Origin of the sequence: Streptomyces sp. NPDC015661 (genome assembly GCF_043077765.1) — a bacterium.
GTDB lineage: Bacteria > Actinomycetota > Actinomycetes > Streptomycetales > Streptomycetaceae > Streptomyces.
Map to the genome: position 1 here is coordinate 25,989 of NZ_JBIBST010000014.1, position 21,652 is coordinate 47,640.

24 protein-coding genes are annotated in these 21,652 nt (G+C 71.1%); 13 read left to right on the forward strand and 11 right to left on the reverse strand.

The genetic code is table 11. From position 1 onward, the window contains the following. Nucleotides 1–169: 169 nt before the first annotated feature. The 4 genes from ACF07V_RS31775 to mshD form a co-directional block, all read right to left on the reverse strand. The gene (locus ACF07V_RS31775; RefSeq protein WP_392159152.1) at nt 170–1,138 is read right to left on the reverse strand and encodes a hypothetical protein; all 969 of its coding nucleotides are present in this window, start codon (nt 1,136–1,138) and stop codon (nt 170–172) included. After that, entirely contained in the window at nt 1,135–1,983 is an 849-nt protein-coding gene (locus ACF07V_RS31780) for an ABC transporter ATP-binding protein (protein ID WP_392159153.1), read from the reverse strand. Before ACF07V_RS31780 ends, ACF07V_RS31775 begins: the two co-directional genes overlap by 4 nt. Next, nucleotides 1,980–2,363, reverse strand: a complete 384-nt coding sequence (locus ACF07V_RS31785) for a GntR family transcriptional regulator (protein WP_030693659.1) — start codon at nt 2,361–2,363, stop codon at nt 1,980–1,982. Before ACF07V_RS31785 ends, ACF07V_RS31780 begins: the two co-directional genes overlap by 4 nt. An 89-nt stretch (nt 2,364–2,452) precedes the next feature. After that, nucleotides 2,453–3,379 (reverse strand): mycothiol synthase, encoded by a 927-nt coding sequence (mshD, locus tag ACF07V_RS31790; protein ID WP_392159154.1) that lies wholly within the window; start codon nt 3,377–3,379, stop codon nt 2,453–2,455. Between the two features lie 152 nt (nt 3,380–3,531). On the opposite strand from mshD, the gene ACF07V_RS31795 reads away from it, so the two are divergent. The 4 genes from ACF07V_RS31795 to ACF07V_RS31810 all read left to right on the forward strand — a co-directional run bounded on the left by ACF07V_RS31795 (nt 3,532) and on the right by ACF07V_RS31810 (nt 8,677). Further along, the gene (locus tag ACF07V_RS31795) at nt 3,532–5,376 is read left to right on the forward strand and encodes a bifunctional metallophosphatase/5'-nucleotidase (protein ID WP_392159155.1); all 1,845 of its coding nucleotides are present in this window, start codon (nt 3,532–3,534) and stop codon (nt 5,374–5,376) included. 210 nt (nt 5,377–5,586) lie between these two features. Then, the gene (locus ACF07V_RS31800) at nt 5,587–7,212 is read left to right on the forward strand and encodes a vanadium-dependent haloperoxidase (protein ID WP_392159156.1); all 1,626 of its coding nucleotides are present in this window, start codon (nt 5,587–5,589) and stop codon (nt 7,210–7,212) included. Nucleotides 7,213–7,234: 22 nt separating this feature from the next. Then, a complete protein-coding gene (locus ACF07V_RS31805) occupies nt 7,235–7,714 on the forward strand; it encodes a hypothetical protein (protein WP_392159157.1) in 480 nt (159 codons plus the stop codon). A gap of 108 nt (nt 7,715–7,822) precedes the next feature. Next, nucleotides 7,823–8,677 (forward strand): phosphatidylinositol-specific phospholipase C, encoded by an 855-nt coding sequence (locus tag ACF07V_RS31810; RefSeq protein ID WP_392159158.1) that lies wholly within the window; start codon nt 7,823–7,825, stop codon nt 8,675–8,677. On the opposite strand, the gene ACF07V_RS31815 is transcribed toward ACF07V_RS31810, so the two are convergent. From ACF07V_RS31815 to ACF07V_RS31840, 6 genes are all read right to left on the reverse strand, one after another. Continuing rightward, nucleotides 8,674–9,468 carry a nucleotidyltransferase gene (locus tag ACF07V_RS31815; RefSeq protein WP_392159159.1) on the reverse strand — a complete coding sequence of 265 codons (795 nt, stop codon included), beginning with the start codon at nt 9,466–9,468 and terminating at the stop codon, nt 8,674–8,676. The two genes, ACF07V_RS31810 and ACF07V_RS31815, sit on opposite strands and share 4 nt — an antisense overlap. A gap of 43 nt (nt 9,469–9,511) precedes the next feature. Further along, entirely contained in the window at nt 9,512–10,912 is a 1,401-nt protein-coding gene (locus tag ACF07V_RS31820) for a sensor histidine kinase (protein WP_392159160.1), read from the reverse strand. Then, nucleotides 10,909–11,634 (reverse strand): response regulator transcription factor, encoded by a 726-nt coding sequence (locus ACF07V_RS31825; protein WP_392159293.1) that lies wholly within the window; start codon nt 11,632–11,634, stop codon nt 10,909–10,911. The genes ACF07V_RS31820 and ACF07V_RS31825 overlap by 4 nt, the downstream gene beginning before the upstream one ends. Before the next feature lie 35 nt (nt 11,635–11,669). Then, on the reverse strand, nt 11,670–12,839 hold the full coding sequence (locus ACF07V_RS31830; protein ID WP_392159161.1) for a S1C family serine protease: 1,170 nt from the start codon (nt 12,837–12,839) through the stop codon (nt 11,670–11,672). A gap of 112 nt (nt 12,840–12,951) precedes the next feature. Beyond that, a complete protein-coding gene (locus ACF07V_RS31835) occupies nt 12,952–13,977 on the reverse strand; it encodes a LacI family DNA-binding transcriptional regulator (protein WP_392159162.1) in 1,026 nt (341 codons plus the stop codon). Nucleotides 13,978–14,001: 24 nt separating this feature from the next. Further along, the gene (locus ACF07V_RS31840) at nt 14,002–14,808 is read right to left on the reverse strand and encodes a response regulator transcription factor (protein WP_392159163.1); all 807 of its coding nucleotides are present in this window, start codon (nt 14,806–14,808) and stop codon (nt 14,002–14,004) included. 240 nt (nt 14,809–15,048) lie between these two features. Between ACF07V_RS31840 and ACF07V_RS31845 the strand changes: the two genes are divergently transcribed. The 8 genes from ACF07V_RS31845 (at nt 15,049) to ACF07V_RS31880 (ending at nt 20,278) form a co-directional block, all read left to right on the forward strand. Next, a complete protein-coding gene (locus ACF07V_RS31845; RefSeq protein WP_392159164.1) occupies nt 15,049–15,855 on the forward strand; it encodes an alpha/beta hydrolase in 807 nt (268 codons plus the stop codon). 194 nt (nt 15,856–16,049) lie between these two features. Beyond that, nucleotides 16,050–16,304, forward strand: coding sequence for a MoaD/ThiS family protein (locus ACF07V_RS31850; protein WP_389236980.1), 255 nt, complete (start codon nt 16,050–16,052; stop codon nt 16,302–16,304). 10 nt (nt 16,305–16,314) lie between these two features. After that, a complete protein-coding gene (locus ACF07V_RS31855) occupies nt 16,315–17,415 on the forward strand; it encodes a hypothetical protein (RefSeq protein ID WP_392159165.1) in 1,101 nt (366 codons plus the stop codon). 131 nt (nt 17,416–17,546) lie between these two features. Then, nucleotides 17,547–18,233, forward strand: coding sequence for a DUF2993 domain-containing protein (locus ACF07V_RS31860; protein WP_392159166.1), 687 nt, complete (start codon nt 17,547–17,549; stop codon nt 18,231–18,233). A gap of 196 nt (nt 18,234–18,429) precedes the next feature. Then, a complete protein-coding gene (locus ACF07V_RS31865; protein WP_350497993.1) occupies nt 18,430–18,510 on the forward strand; it encodes a putative leader peptide in 81 nt (26 codons plus the stop codon). Between the two features lie 164 nt (nt 18,511–18,674). After that, entirely contained in the window at nt 18,675–19,514 is an 840-nt protein-coding gene (locus ACF07V_RS31870; RefSeq protein WP_189806763.1) for a sulfurtransferase, read from the forward strand. 52 nt (nt 19,515–19,566) lie between these two features. After that, nucleotides 19,567–19,854 carry a DUF1416 domain-containing protein gene (locus ACF07V_RS31875; RefSeq protein WP_030220952.1) on the forward strand — a complete coding sequence of 96 codons (288 nt, stop codon included), beginning with the start codon at nt 19,567–19,569 and terminating at the stop codon, nt 19,852–19,854. Between the two features lie 160 nt (nt 19,855–20,014). Then, complete coding sequence (locus tag ACF07V_RS31880; RefSeq protein ID WP_392159167.1) at nt 20,015–20,278, forward strand: DUF3099 domain-containing protein; 264 nt, start codon at nt 20,015–20,017, stop codon at nt 20,276–20,278. 86 nt (nt 20,279–20,364) lie between these two features. Here the strand turns inward: ACF07V_RS31880 and ACF07V_RS31885 are convergent, their stop codons facing one another. After that, nucleotides 20,365–20,727: a DsrE family protein gene (locus ACF07V_RS31885; RefSeq protein ID WP_392159168.1), complete on the reverse strand. Its 363-nt coding sequence runs from the start codon at nt 20,725–20,727 to the stop codon at nt 20,365–20,367. A gap of 157 nt (nt 20,728–20,884) precedes the next feature. Here ACF07V_RS31885 and ACF07V_RS31890 point away from each other — a divergent pair, with 157 nt between their 5' ends. Then, nucleotides 20,885–21,646 carry a hypothetical protein gene (locus ACF07V_RS31890; RefSeq protein ID WP_392159169.1) on the forward strand — a complete coding sequence of 254 codons (762 nt, stop codon included), beginning with the start codon at nt 20,885–20,887 and terminating at the stop codon, nt 21,644–21,646. Nucleotides 21,647–21,652 lie beyond the last annotated feature (6 nt).

The following is a 21,652-nucleotide window of genomic DNA, read 5'->3' on the forward strand; positions in this document are numbered from 1 at the left end:
GCCGTGGGGGAGGGAAGTCTCCCTTTGGGGAGGACCACCCTGCCGGGTGTGGGCACGGAGCGCTTCATTGCGTGAGCGTCGCAAGCGCGTCTGAATGGCCGGTAACGACGACATGTCGTACGGGAATCGGGGGCGGGGCCCTTGTCGGGCCCCTGCCCCCGGTTCGTCCTTACGGGTGTCGGGTGCGCAGGACGCGGAAGGCGGCGAAGAGGGCGAGGGCGGCGAGGGCGAGGCAGATGCCGGTCTCGACGAGCTGGAGAGGCCAGTAGTGCGCGTGGGGGTGGACGTCGATGAAGTCGACGACCCCGCCCCGGTCGGTCATGCACTGTCCGGCGTTCTGCGGCTGGGTCACGAAGCAGTCGGACCAGGACAGGCGCTCGCCGGATGCCGTGAGCATGCCATGGTCCAGCTGCCAGACGACACCTCGGGGCGACAGATCCTTGCCGGTCAGGGTCTGGATCGGCCAGAGGCCGTCGCGCAGCCTGGCGAGGGCCGCCAGGGCCACCCCGATGACCAGAGCGGCGACGCCCATCGCGACGACGGTGCGCCGGACGAGGAGGCCGACGACCGTACCCAGGGCCAGCCCCAGGAGGGCGTGCGCCACCGGCACGGTGCCGAACGACACGAACATCGTCGGCTCGTACCAGTACGTGGGGAAGTCGTTGGTGGGGCCTGTCGACCAGGACCAGTAGAAGACCAGGCTGAGCAGGGTGACGACCACGAGGGTGAGGGCGGCCGGGACGGCGACCTTGGCAGCCAGCCAGCGCGCCGGGCTGACGGCTTGCGTCCACGCCAGCTTGTACGTTCCGGATTCCAGTTCGCGGGCGAGCATCGGGCCCGCGACGAATGCCCCGAGCAGGCCGGGGAGGACGAGCATGCCCAGGGCGGCGTACGTGAGGAGGTTGCGGGCGAACCACTGGTCGTCCGCGTAGTCGCGAGAGCTCTGGAAGCAGGACCTGTCCACGCTGTCGGCGGCGCAGCCTGCCGCCCGCAGCGCGGCCACGGCGCTGTCGGACCACATGCGTGAGGTGACCATCACCACCGCCGCGACGGCCGCGAGGGCGAGCGACCACCACAGCGCCCGTCGGTGCTGGCGGGTCGTCACCCAGTGCGGGCCCTTGAGGGCGAGGGCGGTCATGCGGAGGCTCCTTCCGGGGTGCGGGATGCGCGGAGGTGGGCGAGGAGGAGCTCCTCCAGGGAGGGCTCGGCCGCTTGCCATGGGCCTTCGACCGGGCCCTCCTTGCGTACCAGCGCCGTGAGCTGACGACCCGTCGTGCGGGAGTCGACGACGGTGTGCGGTGCGAGATCGGCGACGGGGCCGGTCAGCAGGGTGTGCGAGGCGAGCAGGTCGTCTATCGCGCCGTCGAGGCGGATCCGGCCGTTCTGCACCAGGAGCAGGTGGTCGCAGGCGCCTTCCAGCTCGGTGAGGATGTGCGACGACATGACGACGGTCGTGCCGTGTTCGGCGGCGTCAGCCATGAGGGCGCCCATGAGTTCGTGCCGGGCGAGCGGGTCGAGGTCCGCCATCGGTTCGTCGAGGAGCAGGACCTCGGGCCGCTTGCCGAGGGCCAGGGCGAGCGCGAGGCGCGTGCGCTGCCCGCCGGAGAGGGAGCGGACCCGGGCGTTCCCGGGCAGGGGGCCGGCTGCGACGACGCTCTCGGCGACGGCCGGGTCCCAGCGGTCCGGGTTGAGCTCGCGTCCCAGTCGCAGCGTCTCGGCGACGGTGAGCTGCCCGTACAAGGGCTTGTCCTGGGCGACGTACGCGAGCCGGTCCCGTGCGGGTGCCGTGATCCGGCCCTCCGTGGGCCGCAACAGGCCTGCGGCCAGCGTGAGGAGAGTCGATTTGCCCGCCCCGTTGGGGCCGACGACGGCGACGACCCGGCCGGCAGGCAGGGCGAATGTGCAGTCCTTCAGGGCCCAGGCCCCGCCACGCCGTCGGTAATGCAGGCCGAGGTCCTCGGCCTCGATGACCGGGTCGGTCATTCGTCCCCCTCGAAGTGTTCCTTCAGTACGGATGTGAAGAGCGCGGCCACGTCCTCCCTCTCCAGGCCCGCGGCGCGTGCGCGGCGGGCCCAGTCGGTGAGTTCGCCGCGGAGCGGTGAGTCGGCGGGGCCGGTGCCGAGGGTGGCGCGGACGAAGGTGCCGAGGCCTCGGCGGGCCTCGACGAGGCCTTCGCGTTCGAGCTCTCGGTAGGCCTTGAGGACCGTGTTGGGGTTGATGGCCGTCGCTTCGACGACCTCGCGTGCGGTGGGCAGTCGGTCGCCCGGCTCCAGGAGGCCCATCCGGAGGGCCTGTTTCGTCTGCTGGACGATCTGGAGGTAGGTGGCGACGCCACTGCGCCGGTCGATGCGGTACTCGACCACGATCCCTTCCACCACCCTTTCACTAATCAAGTAGTGAAAGGGTGGTGGAAAGAAGGGGGCGGTGTCAACCGCCCCCTTCCCGGAGGGACTTAGGACTCCGTGCGGTACATCAGGTCCACCTCGTGCGTCGTGAACCCGAGCCGCTCGTACACCGTCACCGCCGCCGTGTTGTCCGCGTCCACGTACAGCATCGCCGTCGGCAGTCCCTGCGCCGCCAGGTGCCGCAGGCCGATCGCGGTCAGCGCCTTGCCGAGGCCGCCGCCCTGGGCGTCCGGCAGGATGCCCACCACGTACACCTCGCCGAGCTGCTCCTCGGCGTGCGTCTTCGTCCAGTGGAAGCCGATCAGGCGACCGTCCTTCTCCGCCAGGAAGAAGCCCTTCGGGTCGAACCACGGCTCGGCGATCCGGTCGTCCAGGTCCCGCTGCGTGAGCGAGCCCTGCTCCGGGTGGTGCGCGAACGCGGCGGCGTTGACGGCGAGCCAGGCCGCGTCGTCGACTCCGGGCGTGAAGGTCCGGACGGTGACGCCCTCGGGCAGCACCGGCTCCGGGATGTCGAGCGGCACCAGGGGCCGGCGCAGCTGGCGCAGCTCGCGGAAGAGCGTCAGGCCGAGGACCTGGGCGAGGTGCCGGGCCGCCGACTTGCCGCCGTGCGCCCAGACCCGCAGCCGCTTGCCGGAGGCGGAGAGCAGGGCGGTGCCGAGCGCCCGGCCGTGGCCGCGCCCCCGGTGGGAGGGGTGGACGACCAGCTCGGCGGCCGGGGCCTCGATCGGGTCGGTCTCCTCCAGCTGGGCGTAGCCGTAGAGGTGGGAGCCGACGGTGAGGAGGAAGTGGCGCACGCCCTCGCGCCGGCCGTGGCGCAGGTACAGCCGTCCCTGCTCGGACACGGCGTGCAGGCCGTCGGCGTGGTCGGCGGCCTCGAGCAGCTCCAGTACGTCCTGGATCTGCTCGGGCGTGAGCTCGTCATACGTGTGGATCTGCCGTCCCGGTTCGAGGGCCGGTGCCGTGTCGGAAGTCATGGTTACGAGCCTACGGCGACACCTCGTCAGCCATCGGCAACTGTCTTGTAACCAGCCACCCCCTGTTGCGCTACGCGCGTTGACTCTAGGCTGCACGCGCAACGGGGGAGTAGATCAAGGCCGCGAAACGGGGCAAGGGGACTAGGGGAGAGATGGCAGCGACACCGAGGAAGAACAAGACGGCACGGCGAATTCTCGCCGCCGGGGCGGGACTTGTGACCGTCGGGGCGCTCGTCGCCGCGATGCCGTCGGCCGGTGCGGCCGGGGACGAGTACGCCGCCGGGCAGGGGACGAACGGCAAGGGATGGGGCCGGATGGTCGACGTCCAGCTGCTGTCCTTCAACGACCTGCACGGCAACCTGGAGCCGCCGGCCGGTTCGTCCGGGCAGGTCATCCGGGTCAAGGAGGACGGCACCACCGAGAAGATCGACGCGGGCGGCGTCGAGTACCTGGCCACGCACCTGCGCCAGGCCCGTCAGGGGAACCGTTACTCCATCACCGCCGCCGCCGGTGACATGATCGGCGCCTCGCCGCTCCTGTCCGGTCTCTTCCACGACGAGCCCACCATCGAGGCGCTCAACGAGCTGGACCTCGACGTCACCTCGGTCGGCAACCACGAGTTCGACGAGGGCGCGCGCGAGCTGGCCCGGATGCAGAACGGCGGCTGTCACCCGACCGACGGCTGCTACGTCGACGGCAAGACCTTCCAGGGCGCGGACTTCCCGTACCTCGCGGCCAACGTGACGGACGAGAAGACGGGCAAGCCGATCCTCGACCCCACCTTCATCTGGGAGAAGGACGGCGTCCGGATCGGCTTCATCGGTGTGACCCTGGAAGGCACCCCGAACGTCGTCACCGCCGCGGGCGTCAAGGGCCTCAAGTTCGGTGACGAGGTCGAGACGATCAACAAGTACACCAAGATCCTGGAGCGCAAGGGCGTCAAGTCCATCGTCGCCCTGGTCCACGAGGGCGGCATGCCGGCCTCGGACGCGTTCAACTACAACTGTGACGGGGACGGCGACGGGGACGGCGAGGGCGTGTCCGGCGCGATCGTCGACATCGCCAAGAACGTCTCGCCGCAGGTCGACGCGCTGGTCACCGGCCACACCCACCAGGCGTACGTGTGCAGCATCCCGGACCCGGCGGGCAACCCGCGCCTGGTCACCTCGGCGTCCTCGATCGGCAAGCTGTACACGGACACCACGCTGACCTACGACCGCGCCACCAAGGACATCGTGCGCACCGCGGTCGCCTCGGCCAACCACGTCGTCTCGCGCGACGTGCCGAAGGCCGACGACATGACCGAGCTCATCCAGGACTGGAACACGCTGGCGGCCCCGATCGCCAACCGTCCGCAGGGCTGGATCGCCGCCGACATCAACGGCCGCGGCTCCACGGCGTACGAGAAGCCGCTCGGCGACGTGATCGCCGACGCACAGCTGGAGGGCCTCGCGCCGGCCGACAAGGGCGGCGCGCAGCTGGCCCTGATGAATCCGGGCGGCATCCGCAGCGACCTCGTCTACAAGGCGTCCGGCGCCGAGGGTGACGGCGTGGTGACCTATCGTGAGTCCTTCACGGTCCAGCCCTTCACCAACATGATGAACGTGGTCGACCTGACCGGCGCGAACCTCATCACCGCGCTCAAGCAGCAGGTCAGCGGCTCGAACCTGAAGTCGGTGAAGATTCTCCAGGTCTCCAGGGGTCTGACCTACACCCTCGACATGACCAAGACGGGCGCGGACCGCGTCGTCGACGGCACGATCAAGCTGAACGGCGAGGCGATCGACCCGTCGAAGACCTACCGCGTCGCGATGAACGAGTTCCTCGCGGGCGGCGGCGACGGTTTCGCGGCCCTGGCGACCGGCACCAACAAGCTGGTCGGCGCCTCGGACCTCGACCTCTTCAACGGCTACCTGGCGGCCCACTCCTCGGCGGCGGCCCCGCTCCAGGTGCCGGCGGCGGACCGCATCACCGTGGTGAACCCCCCCAAGCCGTAACCGGCCTCCGGGCGCAGCGCAGGGACCCCGCCGGGCCGTCAGGGCCGGCGGGGTCCCGTGCGTCCTGCACGAAAGCCGACCCCCGGAGCGGGCCGCATGGTTCACGGGCATTTCACTCCGAACCCGGGACCCGGGCGGAGGACGCCCCTATGCTGCTGGTGATCTTGTCAGTGCACGATCAACTTATGTGATCTCTGGAGGGGCAAGACCGTGAGACATCCCGTCGGACGCTCCATCGTCGTCGTCCTGGCCCTGTTACTGGCATCCGCGGGCGTATCGACTCCCGCGTACGCCAGTTCGACCGTGGGCGACCGGGCCCTGTACTGGAACGACGTGCTGCTCGACGCCTACGTCGCCGTGGGCGGCTCCCCTGGCCCCCTCGCACGGGCCGGGGCCATGATGCATCTGGCCATGTACGACGCCGCGAACGCAAGCCGATGTCACAGCAGCGGCGGATTCAAGCCGGAGAACTGCATCGGGGCGCTCTACACCCCCGGCATCAGCGTGAAGGCCGGCGTCGCCCCCAACGTCGACGCGGCCCTGGACCACGCCGCCTACAACGTCCTCAAGTCCACCTTCCCCGCGCTGGACTTCACTCCGTACCTCACGGCGGCCCGCACGGGCGAGCCGGTCGACGCCACCACCACCGAGGGCAAGAGCGTCGGCGAGAAGGCCGCCGCGGCGATGATCGCCCGCCGCACCGGTGACGGATCGCAGGACACCACGCCGTACACCCCGAGCACCGCACCCGGCCAGTGGCGGCCGACGGGCTCCGGTCCCGCGGCGGATCCGAACTGGGGCAAGGTCAAGAAGTTCGTCGACTACGGCGACTACCCGTGGACGCACACCAAGACCACGGCGGCCGACCTGCGTCCGCAGCCGCCCGCCGGGATCGCGACGATGCCCGAGCTGCTGAAGAGCCCGGCCTACACGGCCCAGTTCAAGGAGGTCGCCGAGCTCGGCGCCGCCAACAGCACGACGCGGACCCCGGAGCAGACGCAGATCGCATGGTTCTGGGCCAACGACCTGAACGGCACCTACAAGCCGCCGGGTCAGCTCTTCACCCACACCCGGATCGTCTCCACGCAGCGCGGACTCGACCAGATCGCCAACGTCCAGCTCTTCGCGCTGATCGCGGGCGCGATGGCGGACGCGGGGATCTCCGCCTGGGACCAGAAGTACCAGACCGCCATCGATCTGTGGCGGCCCGAGAGCGCCGTCAGGCTGGCGGATTCGGACGGCAACCCGGACACCGTGCAGAACAGCTCCTGGCAGCCGCTCTCGGCCGACGCGGCCGGGAACCACTTCAGCCCGCCGTTCCCCGCGTACGTCTCCGGGCACGCGACCTTCGCCGGAGCCTGGGCCGAGTCGATGAAGCAGTTCTTCGGCACGGACGACATCTCCTTCACCGGCACCACCGAGGACCCGCACGCGGTCGGGGTCACCCGTACCTTCGCCAACTTCAGCGCGGCGGCCACCGAGAACGCCCGGAGCCGGGTCTACCTCGGGGTGCACTACCAGTGGGACGGCGACCTCGGCGTCGCGACGGGCCGAAAGGCCGCCGGCCAGATCCTCAACAACTCGTACGGCCCCACGAGTTACAGCGACAAGACACCCGTGTACGGCAGCACCAGCGTCGCCACGGTGGGCAAGCAGTGGCTGATCAAGCCCATGGGTGCCACGTCCGTCGGGAACTTCTACGACGGCGCCCACGCCTCCTGGTACTACTGCGACGACTACGGGGCGGAGAACGTCTACAACCAGCTCATCTGGAACTCCTACGGATGCGCGAACGGCTACGACGGCTCCACGCACCTCTACTACGCCCCGCGCTAGTCCCGGAAAGGATGGTCCTCCCGTGAACAGAAAGCACCTCCGACGCATCGGCGCGACCGCCGGTGTGGTCGCCGCGCTCGTCTCCGTCGCGGTCGTCAGCGCGACGAACGCGACGGGATCGCAGGTCGAGCCCACCGTGCCGGGAACCCTCCGGGTCTTCGCCGGACCCTACGAGCAGGCACAGTTCTGCGAGAACGGCCCGGCACCGGTGATCTCGGGCGCGAGCGGCGGGGCGCTCGCCGCCTCGCCCGTGAAGTTCGGCAAGGACGCGGGCAAGAACAGGAGCTACCACTCCCTGAAGGCCACGTTCGAGGTCGGCAGGCCCGGCGAGGCCGCGCTCATCACCAAGACCGAGAAGATCTGGCCGAACGGCATGGTCTTCAACCTCGCTCTCGGCGCGGATGAACTGAAGCCGGGCGCGTACCAGTTCCGGCTGCGCACCATCGGCGGCAACCAGGCCTCGGACTGGACGCCGTGGTGTGGATTCACCGTGACCAAGTGACCCCGTAGGGTCCACAGGGGGCGGCGGTACCGCTTCGGCGGACCGCCGCCCCTTCTGTCGTGTTCGCGCTCTGGTGGTGTTGTTGTGGACCTGTCATAGTCCGGGTTCATGGACCGACGACGATTCCTCGTGGGGGCCGCGGGCGCCGGAGCCGCTCTGTTCGTGGGAGCGCCCGCCGCCTCGGCCGTGGACGCGCGCGCGTGGATGGGGGTGCACGGGGACGGGACCGATCTGCGGCGGCTGACCATCCCAGGGACCCATGACTCCGGGGCCCGGTTCGGCGGGGCCTGGAGCGAGTGCCAGAACACCACCATCGCCCAGCAGCTGGACAGCGGTGTCCGGTTCCTGGACGTGCGGTGCCGGGTGACCGGCGGGTCGTTCGCCATCCACCACGGCGCCTCCTACCAGAACATGATGTTCGGGGACGTCCTCGTCGCCTGCCGCGACTTCCTCGCCGCACACCCCTCCGAGACCGTCCTCATGCGGGTCAAGCAGGAGTACTCCGAGGAGTCCGACGCCGTCTTCCGCTCCGTCTTCGACGACTACCTCGACCGGCGGGGCTGGCGGTCCCTCTTCCGGATCGGGGACGCTCTGCCGCTGCTCGGCGAGGCCCGCGGGCGGGTCGTGCTCCTCGCCGACAACGGCGGGCTGCCCGGACTCCGGTGGGCCGACCCCGCCGTCTTCGCCGTCCAGGACGACTGGAACGCCCTCCCCGACGCCAAGTACCCCAAGATCCAGGCCCACTTCCGCGCCGCCGTCTCCCAGCCCGGCCGGCTCTACGTGAACTTCGTCAGCACCTCCGCCTACCTCCCGCCCCGCTGGAACTCCGACCGGCTGAACCCCTGGGTGCACGGCTTCCTCGACAGCGCCGAGCTCGCCGGGAAGACCGGGCTCGGGATCGTGCCCATGGACTTCCCCAACACCCGGGCCGGGCTCGTCGAGGCCCTCCTCCGGCACAACTAACGCGGAGCCTTCACGCCGTGCACGGCGGTGTACTCGGCCGCCAGCCACGGGGCCAGGTCCCCGATGAGCAGATCCAGGACCTCCGGATCCGGGGAGGGTGACCTGCCGGCCGTCACCGCCAGGCGCATCTGCTCCGCCCGCTCCGGGTAGAAGCCGCCGAAGACCGCCGCCGAACGGTCCAGGTCGCTCGTCCAGCCGCCCCACCGCGGCATGACCAGGGTGAAGCCCGTACGGACCAGGCGGCGGCCGACGTTCCGGCCGAGCAGCCGGAGGTCCGTGCCCTCGGCCGCGCGGGCCCGCCAGCCCGGCAGGAGCAGCGCCAGGTCGCCGTTCGTCTCGCGCGCGACGAGGGACGTGGGGCGGTACGGGGGCAGCTCGGCGGCCAGGTCGGGGCCCAGGAGCGGGGTGCACAGGCAGGCCACGAAGAAGCCCAGGTCGTGGCGTTCCAGCGCGCTGAGGAGCGTCCCGGTGCTGCTCAGCAGGATCCCGGCCCCGTCGATCTGCGGCAGCTCCCGGTCGAGCGCCGCCTCCGCCTCCCGCGCGGCGGCGCGGTCCGCCTCCGTGGGCTCCCCGTGCAGCGCCAGCTGCACGTCCAGGTCGGAGACGCCGGCCACCGCCGTGCCCCGGGGCACGCTCCCGTACAGGTACGCGCTGTGCAGCCGGTCCGGGCCGAACGCCTCCGAGATCCGGGCCCGCGCCGCCTCGACGACCGGCGCGAACTCCGCCGGCACGCGGTCCAGGGCGCCCTCGCGCGCAATCGTTCCGTCGGGGTTCAGACCGTGGTCGTCCATGCGCCCACTCTGGACCGCGGGCCGCCCGACGGCGAACCCGTTTTCACAGCTCCGGCGGCGGCGTCGGGGCCCCCGGCAGCCGGAGCGTGGCCACCGTGCCGCCGCCCTCCGCCGCGGCGAGCGACACCGTGCCGCCCGCCTGCTGCACCGTACGCGCCACGATCGACAGGCCGAGGCCCGAGCCCGGCAGGCTGCGGGCCGACGGGGAGCGCCAGAAGCGGTCGAAGACGTGCGGGAGTTCCTCCGGGGCGATGCCGGGGCCCTGGTCGCGGACGGTCAGCTCGCCCCGCATCAGGGTCACCTCGACCGTGCCCCGGGGCGGCGAGAACTTCACCGCGTTGTCCAGGACGTTCACCAGGGCCCGTTCGAGCGCCGGCGTCTCCGCCCGTACGTACCAGGGCGCCAGGTCCGTGACGAACGTGAGTTCCGGGCCCCGCAGCCGCGCCCGGTCCAGGGCGTTCCGCAGGATCGTGTGCAGCGGCACCACTTCCAGCGGACCCGGCTGCACCGCGTCCGGGCGGGCCAGCTCCTGGAGGTCGCCGATGAGCGCGGCCAGCTCCGTCATCTGCGCCTTCACCGAGGCCATCAGGGCCCGCCGGTCGTCCGGCGGGATCGCCCGGCCGGTCTCCTCGCTGCGCGCGAGCAGTTCGACGTTGGTACGGAGGGAGGTCAGCGGCGTCCGCAGCTCGTGACCCGCGTCCGCGATGAGCTGCGCCTGCCGGTCCCGGGAGCTCGCGAGCGCCGCCGTCATCGCGTTGAACGAGCGGGACAGGCGGGCGATCTCGTCCTCGCCCTCCACCGGGATGCGGACGGTCAGGTCCTCGGTCGCGGCGACGTGCTCGACCGCGTCCGTCAGTCGGTTCACCGGCTCCAGACCGGTCCGCGCGACCCACAGACCGGCCGCGCCCGCGCCGACGACACCGATCCCGGAGACCAGGAGCAGCACCCAGCGGAGCGTGGACATCGAGTTGTCGATCTCGGAGAGGGGGCGGGCGAGGGAGACGGCGAGCCCGATCGGCCCGTCCTGCCGGTACGTGTAGACCCGCATCTCGCGCCCGGAGTCGTCCTTCACCGTGTGCAGGGCGTCGTCCAGCTGGTTCCGGGCCACCGCGAGGTCGGCGGCGCCGACCGGGATCGCGGCCTGGCCGGAGGTGCACACGCTGCCGTCGGCGAGGATCACCTGCACCGTGTACGAGCCCACCGGCGGCGGCGTCGTGCCCTGGCGGCACATCGTGAGCAGTTGCTGCACGCCGTTCTCGTTCAGCCGCGTGCTCCGCAGCGAGGAGTCCAGCTCGGCCTCCAGCTGCGCCCGCGTCACGAACCAGCACGCCAGCGACACGGCCGCCACCGCGAACGCCACCGCGGCCGCGGTCAGCAGCGCGAGCCGCGAGCGCAGCGGCCGCGAGCGGAACCAGGCCAGCGGTTTCCTCAGGGGGCCCGTCACTCCCCGCCTCCTCCCCGCAGCGCGTAGCCCACGCCCCGTACGGTGTGGACGAGGCGCGGTTCGCCGCCGGCCTCGGTCTTGCGCCGCAGATACATCACGTACACGTCCAGCGAGTTGGAACTGGGTTCGAAGTCGAAGCCCCACACGGCCTTCAGGATCTGCTCCCGGGTCAGGACCTGGCGCGGGTGCGCGAGGAACATCTCCAGGAGGGTGAACTCGGTCCGGGTCAGCTCCACGGTCCGCCCGCCCCGGGTCACCTCGCGGGTGGCCAGGTTCATCCGCAGGTCCTCGAAGGCCAGGACGTCGTCCTCGGCGGGGGCGGCGGCGGTCGCGGCGGCGTAGGAGCTGCGGCGGAGCAGGGCCCGGATGCGGGCGAACAGCTCGTCCAGCTCGAAGGGCTTCACCAGGTAGTCGTCCGCGCCGGCGTCGAGGCCGGTGACCCGGTCGCCGACCGTGTCGCGGGCGGTGAGCATGAGGATCGGCACGGTCGAGCCGGCGGCCCGGATCCGGCGGGCCGCCGTGAGCCCGTCCATGCGGGGCATCTGGACGTCGAGGACGACGAGATCGGGGGCGTACGACTCCATCGCGGCGAGCGCGTCGAGGCCGTCGACGGCGTCCTTCGTCGCGTACCCCTCGAAGGCGAGGCTGCGGCGCAGGGCCTCCCGCACGGCGGGCTCGTCGTCGACGATGAGGATGCGCTCGGCTTCGTTCTGCTGTCCCATGGGCTGTCTCGTCATGGGGGCAGCGTCCCACGTGTTCAGTTGTCGCCGCCCGAGCGGAGGCTGTCCAGGTCGGCCTTCACGGTGTCGACCGGGATCGCGAATCCGAGGCCGACGCTTCCGGCGGTGGAGCCGCTCGAAGAACTGGGCGAATACATGGCCGAATTGATTCCGATGATCTCGCCGTTCATATTGATCAACGCGCCGCCGGAATTCCCGGGATTGAGCGAGGCGTCGGTCTGGATCGCCTTGTACGTGGTCTTCGACGAGCCGGTGTCGCCGTTGAACTGCTGTCCGCCGAACTCGAACGGCCAGCCCTGCCGGGGGTCGTACTGCTGCTGTTCCTGCTGCTGGTCCTGGCCGCTGTCGTCCTTGGCGACGGTCACGTCCCGGTCGAGCGCGGAGACGATGCCGCTGGTGACGGTGCCGGTCAGGCCCTCGGGGGAGCCGATCGCGACGACCTCCTCGCCGACCTTCACCTTCGAGGAGTCGCCGAGCGTGGCGGCCTTGAGCCCGGAGGCGCCCTTGAGCTTGATCAGGGCGAGGTCCTTGTCGGGGTCCGTGCCGACGACCTCGGCCTCGTACGTCTTGCCGTCGCTGAGCTGGACGGTGACAGAGGAGGCGCCGGAGATCACGTGGTTGTTGGTGACGATCTCGCCGTCGGAGGTGATGATCACGCCCGAGCCGGTGGACTTGCCGGAGGTCGAGGTCGCGGCGATCTCCACGATGGAGGGGGAGACCGCCTCGGCGACCCCGGCGACCGTGCCCTTGCTTCCGGTGGAGACGTTGGTGCCGCTCACGACGGGGGAGGAGGCGGTCGCGACCGGGTCGGAGGTGAGCTGCTGCACGAGCGTCGCCGTGCCGCCGCCGACCGCCGCGGCCGCGATGGCGACGGCCGCCATGAGCCCGACCCCGCGCTTGGCGCGGCGGCGCGGCGAGGGGACGGGGGCGGGGACGGTGGCGACGAGGGGCGGGTCCACCGGCGGCGGCACGTGACCGCCCGAGGGCCAGATGGTCGTGCCCGGCTCGGTGGTGATCGGCCGGGTCGACTCGTACGGGGCGTGCGTCTGCTGCGTCTGCTCGTAGGCCCGCGTCGGCTGCGTCTGCTGCGTCTGCTCGTACGGGGCCCGCGTCGGCTGCGTCGGCTCGTACGGCGGCCTCGGCGGGTAGTACGGCTGCTGCGGCTGCTGCTCCTGGAAGTCCGTCATGGCAATGACTCTCGGAGCCGTACATGAAAACCGTCTGAGGAGCGGCTGAGAAGCCCGACAGAACCCTGTATGTCCCGTATAAAGACGGGTCTCGAAGGGCGGTCTCGCGGGCCTACTCGTGGCAGCCGCAGGAGCGGCGGACGACCAGGGCCGACGGGAAGAGCTTCACCCGCTCGCGGCGCGAGCCCGCCACGCGGATCGAGTCGTCGAGGACCAGGTCCACGGCCGCCCGGGCCATCGCGGGGCGGTCAGAGGAGACCGTGGTCAGCGGCGGATCGGTGAGCGCCGCCTCCTTCACGTCGTCGAAGCCCGCGACCGCCAGCTCCGTCGGCACCTCGATGCGCAGCTCGCGGGCGGCGCGGAGGACACCGAAGGCCTGGTCGTCGGTGGAGCAGAAGATGGCCGGCGGCCGGTCGGGTCCGGACAGCAGCTTCAGCGCGACCTGGTAGGCGTCGTAGCGGTTGTACGGCGCCTGGAAGAGCCGGCCCTCGATCGAGAGGCCCGCTTCCAGCATGGCCCGCCGCCAGCCCTCCTCGTGGTCCGCGACGGGGTCGCCGACGGCCGGGGTGTTCGGGATGCCGCCGAGGCACGCCACGTACGGGTGGCCGTGCTCCAGGAGGTGCCGGGTGGCGAGCTGGGCGCCGCCGATGTCGTCGGTCACGACGGCCACGTCGTCGATCGCCTCGGGCCGCTCGTGCAGCAGCACCACGCGCGCGTCCCAGGCCTCGATCTCGCTCGCGGCCTGCTCGCTCATGCCCTGGCTGACCAGGATCAGCCCGGAGACCCGCATCCCGAGGAAGGCCCGCAGATAGTGGACCTCGCGCTCGGTCCGGTAGTCGGAGTTCCCGACGAGGACCATCTTTCCGCGCTCGGCGGCGGCCTGCTCGACCGCGTGCGCCATCTCGGCGAAGAACGGCTGCCGGGCGTCCGGGACGATCATGCCTATGAGGTCGGTGCGCCGCGAGGCCATCGCCTGGGCCACCCGGTCGGGCCGGTAGCCCAGCTCCTTGATGGCGGCGAGGACACGCTCGCGCGTGGCCGGGGCGACCGGCCTGGGTCCGTTGTTGATGACGTAGCTCACGACCGCGGTAGAAGTACCTGCAAGTCGCGCTACGTCATCCCGCGTCACCTTGGCCACGCGCGGCAGTCTACGCGGGGGGACCTACCTACCGGCAGGTCGCACTGTGGCATCTGCCACGTTCCTGTCCTCCGACAGGGTGACGGCCTCCGTGGCTCCCTTGACGCGGGCGCTCGTACGGGCCTCCTCCTTGCGGGCCTCCTCGGCCGCCCGCTCCACCTTCTCGGGCGTGACGAAGCGGTAGCCGACGTTCCGGACGGTGCCGATGAGCGACTCGTGCTCGGGGCCGAGCTTGGCCCGCAGCCGCCGTACGTGGACGTCGACCGTACGGGTGCCGCCGAAGTAGTCGTACCCCCACACCTCCTGCAGGAGCTGCGCGCGGGTGAAGACCCGGCCCGGATGCTGGGCCAGGTACTTGAGCAGCTCGAACTCCTTGAAGGTCAGGTCCAGGACCCGGCCCTTCAGCTTCGCGCTGTACGTCGCCTCGTCGACCGACAGGTCGCCGTTGCGGATCTCCATCGGGGAGTCGTCCGAGACGATCTGCTGGCGGCCCATCGCCAGCCGGAGCCGCGCCTCGACCTCGGCGGGCCCCGCCGTGTCGAGGAGGACGTCGTCGATGCCCCAGTCGGCGGTGACGGCCGCGAGACCGCCCTCCGTGACGACGAGGATCAGCGGACAGCCGGGCCCCGTGGAGCGCAGCAGCTGGCAGAGCGAGCGGACCTGCGGGAGGTCCCGCCGGCCGTCGACGAGGATCACGTCCGCGCCGGGGGTGTCGACGAGCGCGGGGCCCTCGGCGGGGGCCACGCGCACGTTGTGCAGCAGCAGGCCGAGTGCCGGAAGCACCTCGGTCGACGGCTGGAGGGCGTTGGTCAGGAGCAGCAGTGAACTCATCGCGCCGCACCTTCTTCGGTCGTCGGTACGCCGTGCGTCGTCGGTCCGTCGTGCGTCGTCGTCGTTCGCTCGTCCATGACGTCGGTTCCTCCTCGGTCCCTGCGAGGACGTCTATGTGTGCTCACGTGTCGCTCTCGCGCCCTGAGAGCTTTTGTTCATCCGTCCGTAACAACGGTCGGAAAACACAAAAGGACCCGGGGGCTGCGTTGCCCGGATCCTCTGGCAAGCAGAATAGCCCACATGAGTTCCGAGGCAGAGGGTCGATTTCACATCCTGGATGTTTCCTCGCTCACTTCCCGTCCCATACGGTCAATGCTGCGTACCGATGACGGTGTCCGGATCGAGGCGGTTTACGAACCCTCACGGGCAAGTGTCACCGATACGGCGGTCGTCCTCGCCCACGGCTTCACCGGGTCGGCCGACCGGCCCGCCGTCCGGCGCGCCGCCCACGCCCTCGCGGAGCGCGGCGCGGCCGTCGTCACCTTCTCCTTCCGCGGGCACGGCCGCTCGGGTGGCCGCTCCACCGTCGGCGACCGGGAGGTCCTCGATCTGACCGCGGCCGTCCGCTGGGCCCGTGAGCTCGGCCACGCGCGCGTGGCGACGGTCGGCTTCTCCATGGGCGGCTCCGTCGTCCTGCGCCACGCGGCCCTGGAGCGGGGGACGGAGGGCCGCGCCGAAGCGGTCGCCGCCGTGTCCGCGCCCGCCCGCTGGTACTACCGGGGTACGGCCCCGATGCGCCGCGTCCACTGGGTGGTCACCCGGCCGGCGGGCCGGCTCGTCGGGCGGTACGGACTCGGCACCCGGATCGACAGCAGGGCCTGGGACCCCGTGCCCCTGTCTCCCGTGGAGGCGGTCCCGCTGATCGCGCCGACCCCGCTCCTCATCGTGCACGGCGACCGGGACCCGTACTTCCCGCTCGACCACCCGCGGATGCTGGCCGCCGCGGGTGCGGCGGAACTCTGGCTGGAGCCCGGCATGGGCCACGCCGAGAACGCCGCCGACGAGAAGCTGCTCGCCCGCCTCGGCGACTGGCTCACGCGCGCGTAGGGCAGGACCGGCTCACGCGCGTAGGGCAGGACCGGCTCACGCGCGTAGGGCAGGACCGGCTCACGCGCGTAGGGCAGGACCGGCTCACGCGCGCGGGGACGGGGCGGCTCACGCGCACCCCGCCCTGGAACGGGCCCACGCGCGCATAGCCCATGATGGGGGGCGGCGCGCACACGAACGAAGGGAGCGCCGCTATGGCAGCGGGAACCATCCGCTACTGGGCCGCGGCCAAGGCCGCCGCCGGTGTCGCCGAGGAGCCGTACACCGCCGGGACCCTGGCCGAGGCCCTCGACGCCGCCCGCGCGAAGCACCCGGGCGAGCTCGTCCAGGTGCTCAAGCGGTGCTCGTTCCTGGTCGACGGCGACCCCGTCGGGACCCGGAGCCATGAGACGGTACGGCTTGCCGAGGGCGGCACGGTCGAGGTGCTCCCCCCGTTCGCAGGAGGGTGAACCCCAGAGCATGAGCAACGACCAGTACTACGGCGGGCAGCAGTACGACCCGTACGCCGACGCCAACGCGAACGGGCCCCAGAACCCCGCCGACGTCACGCAGACGTGGGAGGGCCAGACCTGGGACACCTCGTACCAGCCGGCCGTCTCGTACGAGCAGATCCGGGCCGCCCAGGCGCAGGCCCCCGTGAGCCACGGGGCTCAGGAGGCGTACCAGCAGCAGCCGTACCAGCAGCCGCACGAGCAGGCGTACTACGTGGAGCCCGTGGCCGCGCCCCCGGCCGCGCCGGTCCCCGCTCCGGCTCCGGAGGCCGGGCCCGTCTACTCCTCGCCCACCACCTCGGGGAACGCCCGCATCACCGACGCCCAGCGCGCCCGCGCCGAAGGCCGCTCGCCGATCATCGAGCCCGGGATGCAGCCGGCCGCCCTCACCGCCGTCCTCGGCCTGCTGCTCGCCGGCGGCGCCTCCCTCGGCTCGTACGGGCTGCTCGTCCCGCTCGTCCTGCTCCAGGGCCTCACCGCCGCCGGCTGGTTCCGGCTCAACGGCATGTGGCCCGCCCGGCAGGGCATCGCCCTGGCCTTCCTCGGCGGCCTCGTCGCCGACGCCGCCCTCCTCGCCACCGGCCGCGAGCACGCGGCCGCCGCGATCCTGGGCACGCTCGGCGTCTGGGTGCTGCTCTGCCTCGTCCTCCAGCTGCGCAGCCACGCCGACCCCGACGAGCGCATGTACGGCCTGATGGCCACCATCGCCTCCGCCGCCCTGACCGTCGTCGCCACCGGGCATCTCGGCGCCGCCCCGGACGCGGTGGTCGTCGGCGGGATCGCGGTCGCCGCCACCGTCCTCGCCCGGGCGCTGCCGCTGCCCGGACCGGTCTCCCTGATCGCCGCGCTGCTCGCCGCGGCGGGCGCCGGGATCGCGGCGGGCGGCCTCACCGAGCTGGGCACCTCCGGGGCGCTCCTCGGCCTCGGCGTCGGGGTCTGTGCGCTGGTCGGCCTGCGGGCCGCCAGCTACGACTACCCCTCGCGCTTCGTGCACATGACCGCGGGCGTCGCGCTGCCGCTCACCGCCGCCGCGCCCGCCGTCTACCTGCTGGGCCGCGCCCTGGCCTGACCTGCGGCCCGTACCTCTGTCCGTACCGCCGCCGGTTCGGGCACGGGAACCAACCGGCCCCCCGACACGTCGATCTTCGTGTCGGGGGGCCGGAACTTTTGGTGGAACGAAAACGGGGGGACGCTCAGCCCATGCGAGCACTGCGGATTCTGTTGATCGTGGCCGTCGTGCTGGGCGGGGTCCTCGTCGGGATCGACCGGCTGGCCGTGTCGTACGCCGAGTCGGAGGCGTCGAGCCGGGTGAAGCTCTCGGCCGCGAAGAGCGACTCCATCGAGGTCGACATCAAGGGCTTCCCGTTCCTCACCCAGGTCGCCGACAAGCGGTTCGACGAGGTCGACGTGAAGGCGACCGGCGTCACGGCGACGGCGGGCGACAAGGACATCCGGGTCGGCGAGCTGACCGTGGCCCTGCGGGACGTGGCCGTGACCGGCGACTGGGCGGGCGCGAAGGCGGGTTCCGCGAGCGGCACGGCCCTCATCTCGTACGCGGACCTCACCGCCGCCTCCGACCGCGAGGCCACCGTCGCCTACGGCGGGAACGGCAAGGTGAAGGTCACCGGCAGCGTGAAGATCATGGGCCGCAGCCTGACCCGCTCGGTCCTCTCCACGGTCACCGTCGTGAACGGGGACACCATCAAGGTCCGCGCCGACGAGGTGCCGGGCGGCGGCATCCCGGGCCTGGAGGACCTGGTCCGGGCCCGCACCGACTTCGAGCGCCCGATCGGCCTGATCGCCGGCATGAAGGTGGAGAAGGTCGAGCCGCGCCCGGACGGCCTGGCGGTCATGGTGACCGGCAAGGACGTCGTCCTGGCGGGCTGAGCACCGCCCGTTCCGGGGCCGTTTTTCACATGCTGAGACACGGCCGTCCGATCCGCAGATGGCGAAGCGGACACCTCGTCCCGGAGGCGTCCGCAGCCGACTCGTACCGAGATCACGTCTCGCATCTCGGACGATCGCGTCTCAAAATACGACACACCGGTGACACGGCCGCCTGTCCGTCCCTACGATCGAGGGCATGAAGCGACAGGCGGATCTCACGAAGCGGCGGGCAGTAGACCTGTGCCGCGTCGCCGCCATGCTCTGTCGCTCAGTCTGAGCGGGACGCCAACTCCCGTATCCCTGAGGCCCGTTGACTGACGTCGGGGCCGCCCTGTGCAGAGCCGTACGCACGTCCGCTGTCCGTACGCCGCGACGACGCGTACCGCACCACACCCGCACCACCGCAGCACACCCCCGCACACTGCCCCGGAGGAGAACAGCATGGCTCGCAGCGACGTCCTGGTCGACGCGGACTGGGTCGAGGCCAACCTCGACAACCCGCAGGTGGCCATCGTCGAGGTCGACGAGGACACCTCGGCCTACGAGAAGAACCACATCCGCAACGCCATCCGCATCGACTGGACCAAGGACCTGCAGGACCCGGTCCGCCGCGACTTCATCGACCAGGAGGGCTTCGAGAAGCTCCTCTCGGCCAAGGGCATCGCGAACGACACCACGGTCGTCCTCTACGGCGGCAACAACAACTGGTTCGCCTCCTACGCCTACTGGTACTTCAAGCTCTACGGTCACCAGGACGTCAAGCTCCTCGACGGCGGCCGCAAGAAGTGGGAGCTCGACTCCCGCGACCTCGTCGCCGAGGTGCCGGCCCGCCCGGCCACCGAGTACAAGGCCAAGGCCCAGGACGCCTCGATCCGCGCCTTCCGCGACGACGTCGTGGCCGCGATCGGCGCCCAGAACCTGGTCGACGTCCGCTCGCCCGACGAGTTCTCCGGCAAGCTGCTCGCCCCGGCGCACCTCCCGCAGGAGCAGTCGCAGCGCCCCGGTCACGTGCCGAGCGCCCGCAACATCCCGTGGTCGAAGAACGCCAACGACGACGGCACCTTCAAGTCGGACGACGAGCTCAAGGCCCTCTACGAGGACGAGCAGGTCGACCTGGCGAAGGACACCATCGCGTACTGCCGCATCGGCGAGCGCTCCGCGCTGACCTGGTTCGTCCTGCACGAGCTGCTCGAGGTCCCGAACGTCAAGAACTACGACGGCTCCTGGACCGAGTACGGCTCCCTCGTCGGCGTGCCGATCGAGCTCGGCGCCAACAAGTAATCCTCCGGACCCTCCCCTTCTCCGGACCCCTCGACCGTAAGGACAGAACGACATGTGTGGAGCGCAGCCCGGCGGCCCCGACGCCTCGACGATCAAGCCCGGTGAGACCACGATCCAGGGCTTCGTGACCAAGGACGGCGAGCCCGTCACCGGTTACGTCCGCCTCCTGGACTCGACCGGCGAGTTCACGGCCGAGGTTCCGACCTCCGCCACCGGCCAGTTCCGCTTCTACGCGGCCGAGGGCACCTGGACCGTCCGCGCCCTGGTCCCCGGCGGCACCGCCGACCGCAAGGTCGTCGCCCAGAAGGGCGGCCTGGCGGAGGTCGCCATCGCGGTCTGATCCGCGACGAATGAACGGCCGGAGGGCCGTGCCTCCTGGGGGGTTGGACGCCTATTCCAGGACTTGAGGCACGGCCCTCCGGCTCCTTTTCCTTCCGCGCTCCCCGCACCGCGCCGCGCAGGCCGGTGACGGGCGGCGGGCCCGGCCGTACGCTGAAGGTGTGTACGCGCGACGTCGGCACGTCTACTTCTGGATGATGGGCGTCTGCCTGGTGCTTTTCGTGGGCGCCTGGGCCGTCGTGCGGCTGTTCTCGATGCCGGTCGCCATCGGCATGTGCGTCGTCGCCATGGTCATTCCCCCGCTCGCCGCGATGGTCGCGAACCGCCGGGGTCCGGAGGACCGCTGGTGGGACGCCCCTTCGGGCGACCCGAAGTCCGACGAGTGGTGGGACGAGCTGGACGGCAAGAAGCGCCGCGAGCCCTGAGGGCACGGGTGCGCCCGGAGCCGACGGACGCCCGCCGCGGTGCGGCTGATGTCAGTACACGAGTGCCTGCGTCTCGTGGGCTGATGTCAGTACACGAGTGCCTGGGTCTCGTCGGACATGGCTTCCTGGACGAAGACCTGTGCGCCGGCGATGCGGACGCCTTCCAGGACGTCCTTCTCCGTGATCTCACGGCGGGCGGCGCACTGCGTGCAGAGCGTGACGCGCCCGGCCGCCAGGATCGAGTCGATCAGATCCGGCAGCGGCGCGGCGTGCGGGAGTTCGAACTCCGCCGCGCGGCCGGGGAGGGCGAACCAGGACGACTCGCCGGTCAGCCAGAGCGAGACCTCGACGCCGCTGGCGACGGCGACGGCGGCCACCGTGAAGGCCTGGGAGCAGCGTTCGGGGGCGTCGGCCCCTGCGGTCACCTTGATCACGAGCTTCTTCGCCATATACCGAACTGTAATGCGAGGCGGTGCAACCTCATGCACCTCTCACGTGTCAGCTGTGTGCGCGGATGACGGAATCCGCGCTTCAGGTCTCGTGGGGGGACTCTTGAGTATCGAAGAAAGTATCCAAAATACGGATACAGCATCACCGCCCGAACCAGTGCAGGCCACGGAAACCGCCCCTCCGGTAGATAAGCCGCGCCGCCGCGTCCTCCGTACCGTCGGGCTGATCACCGTCGCCGCCGTCATCGGCCTCGTCGGCGGCACCGCCGTCGGCTACGGCATCCAGGCCGACCGCGAGCCCACCGCGCTCCCGCCGCTGAACCAGCCGGGCCTCGCGTACCCGGCGAAGCCGCTGCCCAAGGGGCAGACGCCGAAGCCGCTCGCGGCGTCCGAGGACCGCCAGGCCAAGGCCCAGGGCGACCTGCGGAAGCTGCTGCTGCCGAAGCCCGCCGGAGCGAAGAAGGCCGCGTTCGGCCCCAGCGACGGCTGGATGCCGGTGTACGAGTTCGCCGGGCAGTTCAACGAGCCCGGCAACGCCCTCGACAACCAGCTGGACCTGGGCATCCGCCGGGTCGCGGCCGCGTCGTGGACGGCCGGCAAGTTCAAGACGACCGAGATCCGACTGGTCCAGTACCGCGCGAACGACACCCTCGGCGCGCAGGAGTACATCGAGAACCAGCAGCGCTACATGCCGGACGAGGACTACGCCGACAACGGGGGCAAGGAGCTCAAGGGCTCCACCGACGGCCGCTACTACCTCTTCCCCGCGCAGCGGAAGGCCGGCTACCTGGACATCTACGAGGCCAGGGCCTACTTCCACCGCGGTGACATCGCCGTCGAGATCTTCGTCGTCGACACCAAGAAGATCTCCGAGAAGGAGATCCGTTCGCTGGCCGAGCGACAGCTGGGGCGCCTGTGAGTGAGG